The sequence below is a fragment of the Inediibacterium massiliense genome (genome assembly GCF_001282725.1).
Lineage (GTDB): Bacteria > Bacillota > Clostridia > Peptostreptococcales > Thermotaleaceae > Anaerophilus > Anaerophilus massiliensis.
On sequence record NZ_LN876587.1, the window covers coordinates 411,973 to 431,149 of the forward strand.

General features: G+C 32.1%; 16 protein-coding genes. All 16 read left to right on the forward strand.

The window, feature by feature from the left end; all coding sequences use genetic code 11:
* Positions 1–12 precede the first annotated feature (12 nt).
* A complete protein-coding gene (locus tag BN2409_RS10510; RefSeq protein WP_053956590.1) occupies positions 13–489 on the forward strand; it encodes a DUF3794 domain-containing protein in 477 nt (158 codons plus the stop codon).
* Between the two features lie 14 nt (positions 490–503).
* On the forward strand, positions 504–1,061 hold the full coding sequence (locus BN2409_RS10515) for a hypothetical protein (RefSeq protein WP_053956591.1): 558 nt from the start codon (positions 504–506) through the stop codon (positions 1,059–1,061).
* The gene (locus BN2409_RS10520; protein ID WP_053956592.1) at positions 1,049–1,762 is read left to right on the forward strand and encodes a DUF3794 domain-containing protein; all 714 of its coding nucleotides are present in this window, start codon (positions 1,049–1,051) and stop codon (positions 1,760–1,762) included. The genes BN2409_RS10515 and BN2409_RS10520 overlap by 13 nt, the downstream gene beginning before the upstream one ends.
* Positions 1,763–2,024: 262 nt before the next feature.
* Entirely contained in the window at positions 2,025–2,507 is a 483-nt protein-coding gene (locus tag BN2409_RS10525; RefSeq protein ID WP_053956593.1) for a DUF3794 domain-containing protein, read from the forward strand.
* Between the two features lie 13 nt (positions 2,508–2,520).
* Positions 2,521–3,006 (forward strand): DUF3794 domain-containing protein, encoded by a 486-nt coding sequence (locus BN2409_RS10530; RefSeq protein ID WP_053956594.1) that lies wholly within the window; start codon positions 2,521–2,523, stop codon positions 3,004–3,006.
* Between the two features lie 287 nt (positions 3,007–3,293).
* Positions 3,294–4,148 (forward strand): DUF6385 domain-containing protein, encoded by an 855-nt coding sequence (locus BN2409_RS10535; protein WP_053956595.1) that lies wholly within the window; start codon positions 3,294–3,296, stop codon positions 4,146–4,148.
* A gap of 270 nt (positions 4,149–4,418) precedes the next feature.
* Entirely contained in the window at positions 4,419–4,892 is a 474-nt protein-coding gene (locus BN2409_RS10540; protein ID WP_053956596.1) for a DUF3794 domain-containing protein, read from the forward strand.
* A gap of 14 nt (positions 4,893–4,906) precedes the next feature.
* The gene (locus tag BN2409_RS10545) at positions 4,907–5,410 is read left to right on the forward strand and encodes a hypothetical protein (protein ID WP_053956597.1); all 504 of its coding nucleotides are present in this window, start codon (positions 4,907–4,909) and stop codon (positions 5,408–5,410) included.
* A gap of 15 nt (positions 5,411–5,425) precedes the next feature.
* On the forward strand, positions 5,426–6,394 hold the full coding sequence (locus BN2409_RS10550; protein ID WP_053956598.1) for an Ig-like domain-containing protein: 969 nt from the start codon (positions 5,426–5,428) through the stop codon (positions 6,392–6,394).
* Positions 6,395–6,424: 30 nt separating this feature from the next.
* Positions 6,425–6,898 carry a DUF3794 domain-containing protein gene (locus tag BN2409_RS10555; protein ID WP_053956599.1) on the forward strand — a complete coding sequence of 158 codons (474 nt, stop codon included), beginning with the start codon at positions 6,425–6,427 and terminating at the stop codon, positions 6,896–6,898.
* Positions 6,899–6,915: 17 nt separating this feature from the next.
* Positions 6,916–8,109 (forward strand): SPOCS domain-containing protein, encoded by a 1,194-nt coding sequence (locus BN2409_RS10560; protein ID WP_053956600.1) that lies wholly within the window; start codon positions 6,916–6,918, stop codon positions 8,107–8,109.
* Positions 8,110–8,193: 84 nt separating this feature from the next.
* Positions 8,194–8,715: an SPOCS domain-containing protein gene (locus BN2409_RS10565; protein WP_053956601.1), complete on the forward strand. Its 522-nt coding sequence runs from the start codon at positions 8,194–8,196 to the stop codon at positions 8,713–8,715.
* Positions 8,716–8,741: 26 nt separating this feature from the next.
* Positions 8,742–9,230 (forward strand): DUF3794 domain-containing protein, encoded by a 489-nt coding sequence (locus BN2409_RS10570; RefSeq protein WP_053956602.1) that lies wholly within the window; start codon positions 8,742–8,744, stop codon positions 9,228–9,230.
* Positions 9,231–9,251: 21 nt separating this feature from the next.
* The gene (locus BN2409_RS10575) at positions 9,252–9,773 is read left to right on the forward strand and encodes an SPOCS domain-containing protein (RefSeq protein WP_053956603.1); all 522 of its coding nucleotides are present in this window, start codon (positions 9,252–9,254) and stop codon (positions 9,771–9,773) included.
* Between the two features lie 317 nt (positions 9,774–10,090).
* Positions 10,091–14,389: a DUF7507 domain-containing protein gene (locus tag BN2409_RS10580; protein WP_053956604.1), complete on the forward strand. Its 4,299-nt coding sequence runs from the start codon at positions 10,091–10,093 to the stop codon at positions 14,387–14,389.
* A 208-nt stretch (positions 14,390–14,597) separates the two neighbouring features.
* Positions 14,598–19,058 (forward strand): DUF7507 domain-containing protein, encoded by a 4,461-nt coding sequence (locus tag BN2409_RS10585; protein WP_053956605.1) that lies wholly within the window; start codon positions 14,598–14,600, stop codon positions 19,056–19,058.
* Positions 19,059–19,177 lie beyond the last annotated feature (119 nt).

Consider the following 19,177-nt stretch of genomic DNA (forward strand, 5'->3'; position numbering starts at 1 on the left):
GAGATTATGAAAATGAAGCCAATTGTAAAAGATTTGATAGAGTATTCAGGTATTGCAATGCACCTACCAGAGAGCCCTTGTGCTTTTCAACAAATGGATATACAAGAACATTTTGAAATTCCTAATAGTAAGCCAAATATTGAACAGCTTATTCGTGTGATGGCAGATATACAGATAATAAGTACAAAAATAATTCGTACACCTGTTGCAAAATCTATAGAAGGGCAAAGTTTGTCAGGATGGAAATTGATTGTGGAAGGAGAAGTGAAACAAAAAATAGAGTATGTAGCAGATGAACCTACTCAAAGTGTTCATGCAGTACATATCAATACACCCTTTAGTTCTTACATTATTTTATCTCCAGATTTTGATTCGAATACAGTAGTAAATGTCACAGGATATATAGAGGATATATTTGCTCTTCAAATAGATAAAAGAAGGATTTTTAAAAATATTGCTATATTACTAGATGCTAGTCAATATGTTTAAAATGAGGTGAGATGATGTTGTATGGTAATGAAAATGTAGTAGGGGTCTCTCAATGTTTTCCAGATAAACCTATTTGCTTTAAACAATTATCTATATCTGAAATTTTAACAATTCCTGATCAAAAACCAGATATAGAACATATTATTTCAGCAGTTATCCAACCTAACATTGTATCTACGAGGATTGTAAATACTTCAATAGGATATTCTTATGAAGGACAAAATATAACAGGGAAAAAGCTTATTATAGAGCTTGAACTTATTGAAAAAATAAAATATGTAGCAAATGAACCTGTTCAAAGTATTCATGCAGCTCATTATGAAAAAAAATATAAAAGTATATTTATAGTAATCCCTTCTAAGATTCATAATATCAAAGTAGAGACTTTATTAGAAAATAAAAAAATAGTGGTTACTCCATATATAGAAGATATTTATACAAAAAAGATAGATGAAAGAACTATTTATAAAGGGATTACTATGTTGATAGATGTTGTAATAATATGTAGATGTAGTATGGATCATAATAAAAAATACATAGCGAGAAAAGAGGATAGACTATGTATACAATAAAAGAATGTGAAAAAATTAAAAATTATAGTAATATAGCAGATTATTGTTATATTACTACGATGGGAAAATCAAGTTGTGGAAAAGTTGAGCTAAAAGAAGAAGAGCTTTGTTGTGGCTCTTTATACATAAAGTTGCCACCTAAGTATGGAAAGGTATGTATAGATGAATTAGGATTTTGGAAATATACACCAAATGATAATTATAAGGGATTTGATTATTTTGAAGTTTTGTATTGTAGTACACAAAAACAAAAAAAGATATTTAAAATTCTTATATCTGTTGCTCCTAAAAAAGAGGCTTTTAAACAAATTAGCATTCAAGAATATGTAAAAATTCCAGATATAAAACCAGATATAGAAGAAATCATAGATGTTTGTGTAGATGTAAATATTGTACATACAAATATTGTAAAAACATCCAAAGGAAGATCTTATGAAGGACAAATATTAACTGGATACAAACTTTTAGTAGTAGGATTTTTGGAACAACATATTGAATATATTGCAGATCAACCGAATCAAAGTGTTCATGGAGCACATTTTAATATTCCATTTGGTACTTATATTATCCTACCTAAAAATTATTGTAAATTATTTCCTGTTGTAGTGCATCCCATTGTAGAAGATATTTTTTATCAAAAAATTGATAAAAGAAATATATTTAAAAATATAACATTGCTAGTAGAAGGAAGAACTTGTTAAATAAGAGCTTGGTATATATTTATGCTATAGGAAAAATATATAGATAGATTTAAAAATAGAATAAAAGGATTAATAGATTGAAGAGTAGAATATAGTTCTACTTTTTTTTTGTGTGTAAAATATGAGAGAATATGGTTCGTAAAATTAGGCACAATGAATAAAAGCGTTTTATGATAAATGTATTGTTGTTATATATAACCGAAAAGAGATATACCGAATATACTATTAGTGAAAAGTAAATGATGAATGAGGAGGTTTGAACATGAATATCGTTAAAAATTTGATAGAATATGAAGGTATTTCAGATTATATACCAAATTTTTCTAGTGAAATAGGTGCATTTCAGCAATTGAATGTTCAAGAAAGTTTGGATATTCCATTACAAAAGCCAGATATAGAACAGTTGCTTAAAATTAAATCTGAGCTGAGTATTACTAGTGTTAAAGTTATTCAGACATCTATAGGAGTATCTTTGGAAGAACAAACTCTAACAGGTTGGAAAGCTATTGTAGAAGGGGAGCTTAGGCAAACAGTTCAGTATGTGGCAGATGAGCCAACTCAAAGTGTTCATGCAGCACATTTTAATGTTCCTTTTAGTAGTTTTATTATTTTGCCTGCTGATTTCGAAGACACTATGAGTGTGAGTGTAAAGGGATACATTGAAGATATATTTGCCAAACAAATAGGAAAAAGAAAGATATTTAAAAATGTAACTATTTTACTAGTAGGACTGATTAGCGAGTAAGGGAGGAATAATTATGGAAAATTCATGTAAAGGTATTGGGAGAGCACCTCAATTTCCAGAAGATCCTAAATATTTTAAGCAATTTTCTGTTTTTGGAGAATTACAAATACCAAATGAAAAACCAGATATAGAACAATTAACTTCTGTAATGGTAGATCCAGAGATTGTATCTATGAGGCTTATTGATACACCGTGTATGAAATCTTTAGAAGGACAATTGTTAAGTGGAAAAAAATTAGTGATAGAGTTAAAGTTAAAGCAAAAGATTACGTATGTAGCAGATGAACCAACTCAAAGTGTTCATGCAGCTCATTTTGAAAATTTAAAAAGTGTTTTTGTTATAATGCCTCAAAAAATAGATGATATATGTATACAAGATTTATTTTATACAGATAGATTAATTGTAAAACCCTATATAGAAGATGTATATGGCGAATTAAGAAGTAAAAGGACTGTTTTTACGAATATTGCTATGCTTATAGATGTGGTTATTTGTTAGTTTATAAAGGTGATATTTTTTGACTGACTTTGCAATCTATAGGTAATTACATCTTGTATGTATACTATGTATTACTATGATAAAAAAGAGACGTATTATTTTTAAAGGTACGTTTCTTTTTTTAGTTATATAGAATGTGTAAATTTTTAGTAATATAGAAGAATAAGACACATGTGATTTAACCTGTGAAACTAGTATAGAGGAGCAGATGAAGGTGCAGAAAAGAGGTATGTATAATATATTATTAGTGGGATTAGACGAATTTTTGAAAGAGAGGAGTGATTAATATGGATGAAAGTATATTTTATCCAGAGTTAAATATCGTACAAATTGCTACAAAGTATCCAGATGAGAATAGGATCAATTGCAGATTGATGGAGATAGGAAATGATGATCAAAATAATATATATAGAATACTCATCCAATTTGATTTTTGTGATTTACCACAAGATATAGTAATTATAAATGCTAGACTTAAGATGTATACAACTACGGTAGTAAAAGAAAAAAGTTTAAAAGTTATACCTTATCTTATTATATCCGAATGGTCTATTGATACAGTAAGCTGGAATAATCAGCCTATCTATAATGAAAATGTTTTTGGACAGAGTAGAGATATGAAAACTTGTGGATACTATAGCTATGATATTACACAAATTATTCAAAATTTATATAAAAAAAGGGAAAAAAATGTAGGATTTATTTTAAAAAGTGATCAAGAAAACGAAGTGAATTATGCATATATATTAACTTGTTTGCAGGGAGGATACAAACCAGTAGTTGAAATTTGTTATAAGTTAAAATGTATATGTGAAATGAAGAGTGTTGGATTTATGGAGAAGATGGAAAATTTAGAAGTGGATGCAGAAGAATATTTTACGGATATACAAGATACTTCCTTATATAAAATGCTTACCTATTTTATAAAAAATTTAGGAAGTGGACCTATACAAGTACAACTACAAATAAGTCCTGATGGGATAACCTTTATAGACCAAAATGAAAGCATCATAGTAGATTCTAATGAATTAAAAGCACTGGTTCCTTATATATATGCAAAATATATAAGATTAAAAATAAAAACAATGGATAGGAATGAGAAAATTCAAGCTAATATTTGGTACCAATCACAACAATATTAATATACAAGACTCTATAAGTAGCAATTTTTATAAAGTTGCAATATATAGAGTCTTTTCATATGTACAAATAGAATGTCTAAGAAATAGTATTTTTAAAAATTAATTTATACTTTATGAAAATAAAAGGCATAAGGTGGACGCAAGATCTATATAATTTATTAGTATGACTTAAGGACAACATAAAAAATGAAGTATTCAAAAGATAAAAATAAACAGGAAATTAGATATCAGTAAAACAAGAAATGAAAAATTTAACTTAGGAGGGATAAAATGGCTACTGTTGTAAAAGGTCTGATTGAATATGATGGATTAACAAATTTTTTACCTAAAAATCCAAAGGCCTTTAAAGAATTTATCATCGAAGAAGAATTTGAAATACCAGAAATGAAACCTGATATTGAACAAATTGTAAAGGTTTCGGCAAAAATAGAAATTATAGATAAAACAGTAATTCAAACACCTGTTTCTATGTCATTAGAAGGACAAAAATTGACAGGTTGGAAGTTGGTGGTTGAGGGGGAAGTTCATCAAAAAATAGAGTATGTAGCAGATGAACCTACACAAAAGGTGCATGCAGTTCATAAAGTAATGCCTTTTAGTACTTTTATTGTTTTATCACGAAATCATAAACAGGAAGATGCTGTAATGGTTGTTCCTTATATAGAAGATATTTTTGTTATGCAAAGAGGTAAAAGAAATATATTTAAAAACATAACTATCTTGTTAGATGCAATTCAAAAATAGGAAGGTGAATATACATGGCTAATTGTGTTCATAAGGGCGTAGAGGGAATTGGCGTAGGTAATTGTATGCCAGAAAATCCTATTTATTTTACACAAATTTCTATTCCAGAATTAGTAACCATACCGGAGCAAAAGCCAGATATGGAACAACTACTTTCTGTAATGGTAGATGCTAAGGTTAAATCTGTTCGAGCAGCAGATACTTGCATTGCTTATTCTTATGAAGGACAAAATTTAAGTGGTCAAAAATTGATTGTAGAAATACAGTTACTACAAAAAATAAAATATGTAGCAGATGAACCTACACAAAGTATACATGCAGCACATTTTGAGAAATGTATTAATAGTATTTTTATTGTGGTACCTTGTCATATCAATGGTATATCTGTAAAAACTCTATTAGATCATAATAAGGTAGTTGTAAAACCTTATATAGAAGATATATTTGCACAGATGAGGAATAAGAGAGATATATTTAAAAATATTACCTTGTTACTTGATGTGAATTTTATTAAATAAAAAGAGGTGAAATTTATGGCTAATGAAGCTCCGATTGTAGATAATTATACAAAGACTACACAAGAAAATATTCCAGTCACTGGAAGGATAGCAGCAGTAGATCCTGATGGAGATGCATTGATATATACTTTGTCTAAATCTCCAGAAAATGGGGTAAGTGTAGTAGCTTCTAATGGAGAATGGACATATATTCCGAATCCTAATCATATAGGAAATGATACTTTTGAGGTTATGGTAGATGATCAAAAAGGTGGTAGAGCTATTTCTGTAGTAGAGATTACCATCACTGCAGTTCATGATATACCTATTATTAAAAATGAAATTGTTCAAACACCTAGAAATATTGCCGTGGGTAGAGTAACGGATACACAAGATTTAGATGGAGATGAATTCATATTTATTGTAAAAAAAGAACCTAAGCATGGAAAATTAACCTTAAGTGAAACAAATGGAAACTGGATTTATCAACCCAATATAGATTTTGTAGGAGTAGATGTTTTTGAAATATTAATAGATGATCAAAATGGAAAAACTGCAATTTCTAATATTATTATTGCAGCAACACCTCCCAAAACAGTTTTTAAGCAATTTAGTGTGATGGAAAATGTAACAATACCAGAAGTAAAACCAGAAGCTGAGGATATTGTAAAAGTTATAGCTGATGTGGAAGTGGTTGATCAAACCATTATTGAAACACCAGTAGCTACATCTTATGAAGGTCAAATGTTAACAGGCTGGAAAGTGATTATCGAAGGACTTCTTAAGCAAAAAATTGAGTATATAGCAGATGAACCTACTCAATCTATGCATTGTGCTCATTTTGAAGTTCCGTTTAGTACATATTTAGTATTACCTAAAAATTTTAAACCATGTACTCCTATTGAGATTAAATCTTGTATTGAGGATATCTATTTTGAACAATTGGACAAAAGAAATATATTTAAAAATATTACATTGGTATTACAAGCCTGCTTAATGGAATAGAAATAGAATGTATGAAAGGAGGTTATGAAGGTGGCAAGTGTGGTAAGAGATTTAATAGAATATGTAGGTGTAGCAGATTGCATTCCACAAAATCCTAGTTCATTTAAACAATTTAATATACAAGAATGTTTTGAAATTCCAACACAAAAGCCTGATATAGAACAAATTGTAAGAGTGTCTGTAGATGTTGACATAAAAAGTACAAAGGTCATCAAAACAGCTAAGGGGAAGTCTATGGAAGGACAGAACTTGACAGGATGGAAGCTTATTGTAGAAGGAGAATTAAAACAAAAGATTCAATATGTAGCAGATGAACCTACACAAAGTGTTCATGGAGCTCACTTTAGCGTTTGGTTTAGTGAGTTTATTATTTTGCCAAAAGACTTTTGTGAAGATAAAATTTTAAATGTAGTGCCATATATAGAAGATATTTATGCAGCACAATTAGATAAAAGAAAAATTACAAAAAATATTACCATATTGTTAGATGCTACTCAATATTAGAAAAAGGAGGGATAAGGATGGGAATTTGCATGTGTGGTGATATTCAAGGAATTGGAATTAGTGATTGTATTCCAGAAAATCTAACATACTTTACTCAGACATCTGTTATGGAAACAATTAAGATTCCTGAGCAAAAACCAGATATGGAACAACTTTTATCTGTGATAGTAGATGCAAAAATTATATCTTTAAGAATTGTAGATACATGTATATCAAGATCCTATGAAGGACAAATTCTGAGTAAGAAAAAATTAATTGCAGAAATTCAATTAAAAGAAAAAGTAAAATATGTAGCAAATGAACCTACCCAATCTGTTCATGCAGCACATTATGATGATGTATTGACAAGTGTATTTGTGATTATTCCAAGTAAAATCAATGGAGTTCCAGTAGAATCTTTACTTCAACAAAATAAAATTTCAGTGACCCCTTATATAGAAGATATATTTGCAGAGCAATTAGATGAAAGAACGATTTTTAAAAATATTACTTTGTTAGTAGATGTAAAATTTAATATATGTGGATGTAATGAAGAAAATAATATGACAAAAATTGTAGATTGTAGTGAATGGACGTATAAGAATAAATGCTTTAAGGGAACTATGAAAGTAAAAATTGAAGATCCTACATTTACTATTAAAGAACAGCCACAAAATGGTACATTGCAAATTTGTGAAGATAGGAAATTTGTATATACCCCTAAAGAAAATTTTGTAGGCGAAGATTTTTTTGTGATTGAGGCAAAAGGTGTAGAGGGAGAAAAGATTTTTTTGAGATATGTTGTATTAGTGATTAAAAAGAATACAGTATTTAAGCAATTAAGTATACAAGAAAATGTAACAATTCCAGAAGTCAAGCCTGATGCAGAAGATGTAGATCATGTTATTGTGAATATAGAGATTACAAGGAGTTATCCTATTAAAACGGCAAAATCTAAATCTTATGAGGGACAAAATCTAACGGGCTGGAAGCTAGTAGTAGAAGGTATTATTAAACAAAAAGTTCAGTATATAGCAGATAAACCAGCTCAAAATATTCACTCTGCGCATTTTGATGTTCCTTTTAGTACATTTTTAGTATTGCCAGAAAATTTTAATTGTGGAGATCCTATTAAGGTAACAGCTTGCGTAGAAGATGTTTTTGTCAAGTTATTAGACAAAAGAAATATATTTAAAAATATTACTTTTATAGTAGAAGGAAAAATTTGCTAAAAAAATTTAGAAGTACATGCACAAATTTAATTCTTCCAGCATATGATGATAGAGAAGTAACAAAAAATATAAGGGGGTTATTTAATGGGAACAAAAGTATATGATCTAATTGCATATTCTGGATTAGCAGATACGTTACCAGATTATTCACTTAGAACAAATCCAACGTTCAAAGAAATCAATGTAGATGAAATGTTACAAATTCCAGAACAAAAACCTGATATCGAACAAATTATTCGAGTGATTGCAAAAGCAAATATTTTATGCACAAAAATTATTGAAACGCCAGTAAGTGTAGATGCAACTACTGGAGAGAGAGTTGAGACAGAAGCAGTAGATGGAACTATTTTGACAGGATATAAGGTTGGAGTATTAGGAAAAATAGATCAAAAAATAGAATATGTAGCAGATGAAGAAACTCAATCTGTTCATTCTGCTCATTTTTCCATTCCATTTTGTGCACATATTGTATTGCCACTTAGCTTTACACCAGATCAAGGGGTGAAGGTAATTCCTTATATTGAAGATATTTATGCTCTTCAATGTGACAATAGAAACATATTTAAAAATGTAACAATATTGCTAGATGTTTTGATTGGAAATTAATACAAAAAACATAAGGGGGTAAGAGGATGCTAGGGACAGCTGTAGATTTAATTGATTATGTAGGCATTGCAAATTCGAATGTTTTACCTAAAAATGCAACCACTTTTAAACAATTAAGTGTAATGGAAGATGTTGAAATCCCAGAACAGAAGCCTGATATAGAACAAATTATTCAAGCATCTGTATCTATAAAAATTTTAAATGTTAGAGTGGTGGAAACACCAGTTGGAACTGCACCAGATGGTCAAACTTTAACAGGATATAAAGCTATCGTAGAAGCACTGTTATGTCAAAAGATAGAGTATGTAGCAGATGAAGAAACTCAATCTGTGCATTCTGCTCATTTTGCTAAGCCATTTAGTTCATTTATTGTATTGCCTGCTACATTTAATCCAAATACACAACCATTGCCAAAGGTTACTGGATATATAGAAGATATATTTGTATATCAATTAGATAAAAGAAATATTTTTAAAAATATTACTGTATTATTAGATATTTCATCATTCTGTTAGTAAAAGAAGGAGGGATTTAGTTTGAAAACAAATATATGTAATTGTGTATCAGAGCCTGTAACAGGAATTGGTATTGATAGTTCATTTCCACCACTTAATGCTACTGGCAATATTTTTAGTCAAGTAAGTATTCCTGAGAGTGTTACAATACCTGAACAAAAGCCAAATATGGAACAATTGGTATCTATATTAGAAACAGTAGATGTAGTATCTACTAAAATAGTAGATACAGGAGAGGGTACTTCAGAAGAAGGCCAAATACTACTAGGCAAAAAATTAATTATAGAAGTTTTAGTAAAACAAAAGGTTACATATGTAGCAGATGAGCCGACTCAATCTGTGCATGCTGCTCATTTTGAAAAACCATATAGTATTTTTGTAGTAGTGCCAGATACTATAGGAACTACTCCTATAGAAGATCTTTTAGTCCAAGAAAAATTAGTTATTAAACCATATGTAGAAGATATATGTGGTGTTATGTTAGATGAAAGACATGTATTTAAATGCACAGCTTTATTTGTAAATGTGCAACAATGTGCATAAATTAACTCCTAGTTATAAAGTCTTTTAAGTTACAAATTTTTTAAATAGAATATTTATTCGTAAACTCCAGCATATGTTATCCTGCTATCTTAATTTCTTGATTGTTATTAAGAATAGGTTAACATTATTAGCTGGAGTTTTTCTATACACATAAATCAGCATTATAAATATTATATAGTAGATAAGAATTTTATTTAGTTCAATTGAAAATGAATAAGCAAGTAAGTAAATGAAACAAGGATAAGTTAGAAGCTTAAGTAGCGAATATGGCGTTTATATACAAAAGAATAAAAAATATTAGATTGGAGGGGTAATATATGGCTGCAACTATTACTGGAATAGTTTTTAATGACTTAAATAATAATGGTGTATTAGATCCAGGCGAACCCGGGATACCTAATGTTTATGTGGTTATACGTGATCCGAATGGAGTATGTACAACAGTTCAAACAGATGCATCTGGAATATATACTTTTTCAAATCTTACTGTAGCAGGTAATTATACTATTTATGAAACGGCAATAGATCCAGGAGTTACATGTCCACCAACAACCTTTGGACAACCAGCAGGATTTACAAATTCCAGTACTTTTAGAACACAAACAATAAATGTAACTCAAACACAGATAAATAATGATGCTATTATTAATGGAAGAGATTATGGTCATGATAATCCACAAACTTTTACTTGTATAGCGGTTGGATATCAAGTGGCTATACCGACTCCAGGTGCAAATAGTCAATTTGCAGAAATAAACTTAGTAACAGGTAATGTGACTATTATAGAGGCAGATATGGGAATTCAGATAAATGCTATAGGATATAATGTTTTAGATAATATGATATATGGTATAGAAGATGGTTCTAATAATTTAATAAGAGTTGCAGAAGATGGAAGTATAACAAATTTTGGACCTATTACAGGATTGCCAGCAGGTGTTGTTTATACAACAGGAGATATAGATGATCAAGGGCGTATGTATGCATATGCAAATGGTTCAACAACTTTTTATGAAATTGATGTAAATCAAAATTCTCCTACTTTTGGCCAGGTTATAAATACTATACCAATAGCGTCTACTCCTATAGCAGATTGGTCATGGAATCCCATTGATGGACAATTATATGGTGTAACCAATACTGGAATTGTAGTAAGAGTAGATCCAACTACTGGTACTGTTACCAATTTAACAACAGTAGGATTACCAGGTGGATCTTTCTATGGTGCTACTTTTCAGGACGCAGATGGGTATTTATATGCTATAAGCAACTTTATAGGGAGACTCTACCGTATAACAATTTCAGGAAACAATGCAGTAGGGGAAGAATTTTCACAGGCTATACCAACAAGTGGAAATGATGGAGCTGCATGTGCTAATGCAAGAATTGAAATAGATTTTGGAGATGCACCGGATATATCATCTGGAAATGGTCCTGGTGATTATTCTACACTACTTGCTAATAATGGACCTAGACATCAAATTATCAATCGATTAACATTAGGAACTCAAGTAACAGCTGAATCAGATGCTTATCAAAATCCTAATGCTACAGGAGATGATATACCACAGGGTATACAAGATGATGGTGTTACTTTACCACTTACTCCTTTATTAGTAACAGATACAAGTTATTCTTTAACAGTAGATGTGGTAAATGAAACAGGATTGCCAGCTAATGTATATGGATGGATAGATTTTAATCAAGATGGGGTATTTCAGGGGAATGAGGCTGCACCAGTTGTAGTAGTACCATCAGCTCCAGGAGTGCAACAAGTAGTATTAAACTTTACAGTACCTGTAGGTGTTATATTAACACCAGATCATACCTTTGTAAGAGTTAGACTTACAACAGATGAGCTAATCAATCAAAATCCTTTACCAACAGATGAAGATACAAGAAGTATAGGGCCAGCATCAGATGGAGAAGTTGAAGATTATTATTTACAAATAGATCCAGTTGCGGATATATCTGTAGTTAAAACAGTAAATCCAGATCCAGTAGTAGCAGGAAATCAAGCCATCTATACAATTACAGTATCTAATGCAGGACCATCCGATGCAACAAATGTAGTATTAACGGATGTAATACCAGCATGTATATTAAATCCAGAATTTTCAATAGATGGAGGAGTAACCTTCAGTCCATGGGTAAGTCCTTACAATATAGGTACAATAGTAGCGGGAGGTACAGTTACTATATTAATAAGAGGAACCGTAGATCCATCATGCACAGGAACAATAACAAATACAGCAACAGTAAGTTCAGATACATTGGATCCAGATCCAACTAATAATACTTCAACAATAGTAACACAAATTAATACGTCAGCAGATGTATCAGTAGTTAAAACAGTTAGTCCAGATCCGGTAGTAGCAGGTGAAGAGGCAACTTATACAATTGAAGTATCTAATGCAGGGCCATCTGATGCATTAAATGTAATACTAACGGATGTAATACCAGCATGTATACTCAATCCAGAATTTTCAATAGATGGAGGAGTAACCTGGAGTCCATGGGTAAGTCCTTATAATATAGGAACAATGGTACCAGGAGGTACAGTTACCATATTAATAAGAGGAACTGTAGACCCGTCATGTACTGGAACAATAACAAACACAGCAAGAGTAGATGGTACAACACCAGATCCAGATCCAACAAACAATGAAACAACCATAGTAACTCCAATAGAAACTTCAGCAGATCTATCTATAGTGAAAACAGCAAATCCAGCTCCAGTAGTGGCAGGGGAAGAAGCAACCTATACAATAGAAGTAACCAATGAAGGACCATCCGATGCTCAAAATGTAACATTAACAGATGCAATACCAGCATGTATACTCAATCCAGAATTTTCAATAGATGGAGGAGTAACCTTTAGTCCATGGGTAAGCCCTTATAATATAGGAAGCTTAGCAGCAGGAGTTACCGTTACCATATTAATAAGAGGAACAGTAGACCCGTCATGTACTGGAACAATAACAAATACAGCAAGAGTAGATAGTACAACACCAGATCCAGATCCAACAAATAATGAAACAACCATAGTAATTCCAATAGATACTTCAGCAGATCTATCTATAGTGAAAATAATAAATCCAGCTCCAGTAGTAGCAGGGGAAGAAGTAACCTATACAATAGAAGTATTTAATGCAGGACCATCCCATGCTCAAAATGTAACATTAACAGATGCAATACCAGCATGTATACTCAATCCAGAATTTTCAATAGATGGAGGCTTAACATGGGTAGTGTGGCCAGGAGCAGTAAATCTTGGAACGATTGCAGCAGGAGCAAGTGTAACCATATTCATAAGAGGAACAGTAGATCCATCATGTACAGGAGTAATAACGAATACAGCAAGAGTAGATAGTACAACACCAGATCCAGATTCAACAAACAATGAAACAACAATAACAACCCCAATCGATACTTCAGCAGATTTATCAGTAGTAAAGATATCAAGTCCAGATCCAGTATTGGCAGGAGAGTTGTTAACTTATACAATAGAAGTAACCAATGGAGGACCATCCGATGCTCAAAATGTAAGTGTAGCAGATATAGTACCAGCAGAAATATTAAATCCAGAATTTTCAATAGATGGAGGAATAATCTTTAGTCCATGGGTAAGCCCATATAGTATAGGAACTTTAGTAGCAGGAGCAAGTATAACCATATTAATAAGAGGAACAGTAGATGCATCCTATGCAGGAACATTAACCAATACAGCTAGAGTAAATAGTCCAACGCCAGATCCAGACCCAACAAATAATACGTCAACAGAAACAACCCAAGTAGAATTAGCAAGACTAGATTTGGTGAAAAGTGCAGATAAAAAAGTTGTTGATATAGGAGATACTATAACTTACAGAGTAATTATTACAAATTCAGGAACTTTAATCGCTCAAAATATTATATTTAAAGATACTATTCCAGAAGGAACATCATTTATTCAAGATAGTGTCAAAGTAAACGGTATACAAAGACCAGGAGAAAATCCATTATTGGGCGTAAATATAGGAGATTTATCGCCTGGAAAATCTATTGTAGTTGAATTTGAAGTCATGGTAGATTTTATTCCATGTTTACCAAAACTAATCAACATTGCATCAGTTGATTTTAATTTTCAAGTAGGATCATCTGGAGAGATTCAAACAGCAAGTGCCCAAAGTAATGAGGTAATTATAGATGCTGGTCTTAAAATATTTAAACAAATAAGTGTAGAGGAAAATGTTGTGATCCCTCCTCAAAAGCCAGATGCAGAAGAAATATTAGAAGTTAAGGTAGAGGTTGAAATAAACGAAACTTATTATATAAAAACACCTGTTGTAACTTCTTATGAAGGGCAAGTATTGACAGGAAATAAACTAATTGTAGAAGGAACATTAAAGCAAAAAGTATTATATATAGCAGATGAACCAACTCAGTCAGTACATGCAGCTCATTTTCATGTTCCTTTTAGTACTTTCTTAGTATTGCCACAAGATTGTAAAAACTGTGGTTTGGTTAAAGTGGAAGGGATAGTAGAAGATGTATTTTTCCAATTACTTGAAGATAAGAGAACCGTATTTAAAAATATTACTTTATTAATAAAAGGAAAGAATATTTGCAAATAAATGAGAAATCTCTTCATTAGAAAATATGAAAATAATGTTAATTGATTAGGACATACAATAAGTTTTATTTATTGTATGTTCTTTGTTTATAAATGAAGCTTATATACGAACTTACTATACACACAACTAGATATTGTAAATATTATATAGTAGCCAAGGATTTTATTGAGTTAAATTTGAAATTTTATGAAAAAGGAGAGATGATACCGTGGCAACAATTTTAAGATATACTACAACTACTAAAGGATCTATGATTTTTGCAGGTAATACTTTAGGTCTTTTAGGATTGTTTAGTCCACCAGATGGAAGTAGTACAAGTGTTAATGCAAATGGTATTGGAACTTTTACAAGTTTAAATAATAGTTTGCAAGCAACAACTTATCCATTAGGAACTACTTTTGATTGGAGAGAAAATGGTTCAAATTCATTGATAAATATTCCACCTACAGCAACAGTTTTGTATGCAGAATTATGTTGGTCAGGAACTTATTTAACAGGGGAACAAGATGCTACAGCTTTTATTGATAATTCTATTATCTTTAATACACCAAGCGGAAGTAGTTTAGTAGCACCAGATCCAGCAACAGCAGGTATTAATATAACAGATCAAGGAGTTGAACAATATTTTAGGAGTGCAAATGTAACTAATTTAATATCAAGTTCAGGATTTTATAGTGTTCAGCAAGTTCCAGGTGCACTTGGAGGTACTCCTAATAATCCTCCAGTTGAAAATAATTATTTAGGTTGGACTCTTGGAATAATTTATTCAGATCCTAATTTACCATATAGAAATATGACTATATGGACAGCATATGATCCTGTAACACCAAATACCAGTGTTGATGTACCAGTATCAGGATTTTTTACGCCGGTTTCTGGTCCTATAGAGGCTAGGTTGATGATTAGTGCAGGAGAAGGAGATCCAGATGTTAATGGTGATATAGTACAATTTGGACCTGATTCTGGAAGTTTAACAACATTATCAGGACCTAATAATGATGTTGATAACTTCTTTGCTTCTCAAATAAACAACGGTGATTCAGAAAGTGCAAATGTAGGACAATTAGACACAAATGGAACTTTTGGTACTGCCAATCAACCACATCCTACATCTACAGCGAATAGATTGGCTAGTGGACGTATTGGATATGATATAACAAATGTAGATGTAAGTTCAACTATGGTGAATTCTCAAACTAGTGCATTACTGAGACTTTCTACAGTAAACGATGCATATGTTCCAAATTTATTAGGGCTTCAGATAGATGTTGCTTCAGCAGATATAAGTGTAGTAAAGACAGTAAATCCAAGTTCAGTAGTAGCAGGGGAAGAAGTAATCTATACAATGGAAGTATGTAACGCAGGCCCATCCGATGCAGAAAATGTAAGTTTAACAGATGCAGTGCCAGCATGTTTGTTAAATTCAGAGTATTCACTAGATGGAGGAGTAAGCTGGATAGCATGGACGGGGTCAGTAAATCTTGGAACTATTGCAGAAGGAGACTGTGTAACGGTATTAATAAAGGGAACAGTAGATCCGTCCTGCACAGGAACAATAACAAATACAGCCACAGTAGATTCAGATACACCGGATCCAGATCCAACAAATAATACTTCAACAGTGGAGACGCGTGTAGAAACATCAGCAGATATAAGTGTAGTAAAAACGATAAATCCAGACCCAGTAGTAGCAGGGGAAGAAGCAATCTATACAATGGAAGTATGTAACGCAGGCCCATCAGATGCAGAAAATGTAACATTAACAGATGCAGTGCCAGCATGTTTGTTAAATCCAGAGTATTCACTAGATGGAGGAGTAACCTGGATAGCATGGACAGGGTCAGTAAATCTTGGAACTATTGCAGCAGGAGACTGCGTAACTGTATTAATAAGAGGAATGGTAGATCCGTCCTGCACAGGAACAATAACAAACACAGCAACAGTAGATAGTACAACACCAGATCCAGATCCAACAAATAATACTTCAACAGTGGAGACACGTGTAGAAACATCAGCAGATGTAAGTGTAGTAAAAACGATAAATCCAGATCCAGTAGTAGCAGGAGAAGAAGCAACCTATACAATAGAAGTATCCAATACAGGACCATCCGATGCTCAAAATGTAAGATTAACAGATATTATACCAGTATGTATATTAAATCCAGAATTTTCACTAGATGGAGGAGTAACCTTTAGTCCATGGGTAAGCCCTTATAATATAGGAACAATGGTACCAGGAGGTACAGTTACCATATTAATAAGAGGAACTGTAGATCCTTCATGTACTGGAACAATAACAAATACAGCAAGAGTAGATAGTACAACACCAGATCCAGATCCTACAAATAATACTTCAACAGTGGAGACACGTGTAGAAACATCAGCAGATGTAAGTGTAGTAAAAACGATAAATCCAGATCCAGTAGTAGCAGGGGAAGAAGCAACCTATACAATGGTGGTATGTAATGCAGGACCATCAGATGCACAAAATGTAAGTTTAACAGATGCAATGCCAGCATGTATCTTAAATCCAGAGTATTCACTAGATGGAGGAGTAACCTGGGCAGCATGGACAGGGGTAGTAAATCTTGGAACTATTGCAGAAGGAGACTGCGTAACTGTATTAATAAGAGGAACTGTAGATCCATCATGCACAGGAACAATAACAAATACAGCAAGAGTAGATAGTACAACACCAGATCCAGATCCAACAAACAATGAAACAACCATAGTAATTCCAATAGATACTTCAGCAGATCTATCTATAGTGAAAATAATAAATCCAGCTCCAGTAGTAGCAGGGGAAGAAGTAACCTATACAATAGAAGTAACCAATGCAGGACCATCAGATGCATTAAATGTAACATTAACAGATGCAATACCAGCATGTATACTAAATCCAGAATTTTCAATAGATGGAGGAGTAACCTTTAGTCCCTGGGTAAATCCTTATGTTATAGGTACAATAGCAGCAGGAGCTATAGTTATGATATTGATAAGAGGAACAGTAGATCCATCTTGCACAGGAACAATAACCAATACAGCAAGAGTAGATAGTACAACACCAGATCCAGATCCAACAAATAATGAAACAACAATAGAAACTCCAATAGAAACTTCAGCAGATCTATCTATAACTAAAACCGTAAATCCAGACCCAGTAGTAGCAGGAGAAGAAGCAATCTATACAATTGAAGTATCCAATGTAGGACCATCAGATGCATTAAATGTAACACTAACAGATGTAATACCAGCATGTATACTAAATCCAGAATTTTCAATAGATGGAGGAGTAACCTTCAGTCCATGGGTAAGTCCTTATAATATAGGAATAATGGTACCAGGAGCTACAGTTACCATATTAATAAGAGGAACAGTAGACCCAGCTTGTAGGGGAGTAGTCATGAATACAGCCAGAATAAATAGTACAACACCAGATCCAGATCCAACAAACAATGAAACAACAATAACAACCCCAATCGATACTTCAGCAGATTTATCAGTAGTAAAGATATCAAGTCCAGATCCAGTATTGGCAGGAGAGTTGCTAACTTATACCATTACAGTATCCAATGGAGGACCATCCGATGCCCAAAATGTAAGTGTAGCAGATATAGTACCATCAGCAATATTAAATCCAGAATTTTCACTAGATGGAGGAATAATCTGGAGTCCATGGATAAGCCCATATGTTATAGGAACTTTAGTAGCAGGAGTAAGTATAACCATATTCATAAGAGGAACAGTAGATTCATCCTATGCAGGAACATTAACCAATACAGCCAGAGTAAGTAGTACAACGCCAGATCCAGATCCAACCAATAATATATCAACAGAAACAACTCAAGTAGAATTAGCAAGACTAGATTTGGTGAAAAGCGCAGATAAAAAAGTAGTTGATATAGGAGATACTATAACTTATAGAGTAATTATTACAAATTCAGGAACTTTGATCGCTCAAAATATTATATTTAAAGATACTATTCCTGAAGGAACATCATTTATTCAAGATAGTGTCAAAGTAAACGGAATACAAAGACCAGGAGAAAACCCATTATTGGGTGTAAATATAGGAGATTTATTGCCTAAAAAATCTATTGTAGTTGAATTTGAAGTAATGGTAGATTTTATTCCATGTTTACCAAAACTAATCAACATTGCATCAGTTGATTTTAATTTTCAAGTAGGATCATCTGGAGAGATTCAAACAGCAAGTGCACAAAGTAATGAGGTAATTATAGATGCTGGTCTTAAAATATTCAAACAAATAAGTGTAGAGGAAAATGTTGTGATCCCTCCTCAAAAGCCAGATGCAGAAGAAATATTAGAAGTTAAGGTAGAGGTTGAAATAGACGAAACTTATTATATAAAAACACCTGTTGTAACTTCTTATGAAGGGCAAGTATTGACAGGAAATAAACTAATTGTAGAAGGCACATTAAAGCAAAAAGTATTATATATAGCAGATGAACCAACCCAGTCAGTACATGCAGCTCATTTTCATGTTCCTTTTAGTACTTTCTTAGTATTGCCACAAGATTGCAAAAACTGTGGTTTGGTTAAAGTAGAAGGGATAGTAGAAGATGTATTTTTCCAATTACTTGAAGATAAGAGAACCGTATTTAAAAATATTACTTTATTCATACAAGGAAAGAATATTTGCAAATAAATGAGAAATCTTCTCGTTGGAAAATATTAAAATAATGTTAATTGATTAGGACATACAATAAGGTGTTATTTATTGTATGTCCTTTGTTTATAAATGAAGCTTATGTACAAAATTACTAT

Bases quoted from the DNA above. Each gene is read 5' to 3' on its own strand.
- BN2409_RS10520 (WP_053956592.1), top strand. From the start codon at position 1,049: ATGTATACAATAAAAGAATGTGAAAAAATTAAAAATTATAGTAATATA.
- BN2409_RS10545 (WP_053956597.1), top strand. From the start codon at position 4,907: ATGGCTAATTGTGTTCATAAGGGCGTAGAGGGAATTGGCGTAGGTAAT.
- BN2409_RS10530 (WP_053956594.1), top strand. From the start codon at position 2,521: ATGGAAAATTCATGTAAAGGTATTGGGAGAGCACCTCAATTTCCAGAA.
- BN2409_RS10580 (WP_053956604.1), top strand. From the start codon at position 10,091: ATGGCTGCAACTATTACTGGAATAGTTTTTAATGACTTAAATAATAAT.
- BN2409_RS10550 (WP_053956598.1), top strand. From the start codon at position 5,426: ATGGCTAATGAAGCTCCGATTGTAGATAATTATACAAAGACTACACAA.
- BN2409_RS10540 (WP_053956596.1), top strand. From the start codon at position 4,419: ATGGCTACTGTTGTAAAAGGTCTGATTGAATATGATGGATTAACAAAT.
- BN2409_RS10515 (WP_053956591.1), top strand. From the start codon at position 504: ATGTTGTATGGTAATGAAAATGTAGTAGGGGTCTCTCAATGTTTTCCA.
- BN2409_RS10525 (WP_053956593.1), top strand. From the start codon at position 2,025: ATGAATATCGTTAAAAATTTGATAGAATATGAAGGTATTTCAGATTAT.
- BN2409_RS10560 (WP_053956600.1), top strand. From the start codon at position 6,916: ATGGGAATTTGCATGTGTGGTGATATTCAAGGAATTGGAATTAGTGAT.
- BN2409_RS10510 (WP_053956590.1), top strand. From the start codon at position 13: ATGAAGCCAATTGTAAAAGATTTGATAGAGTATTCAGGTATTGCAATG.
- BN2409_RS10570 (WP_053956602.1), top strand. From the start codon at position 8,742: ATGCTAGGGACAGCTGTAGATTTAATTGATTATGTAGGCATTGCAAAT.
- BN2409_RS10535 (WP_053956595.1), top strand. From the start codon at position 3,294: ATGGATGAAAGTATATTTTATCCAGAGTTAAATATCGTACAAATTGCT.
- BN2409_RS10565 (WP_053956601.1), top strand. From the start codon at position 8,194: ATGGGAACAAAAGTATATGATCTAATTGCATATTCTGGATTAGCAGAT.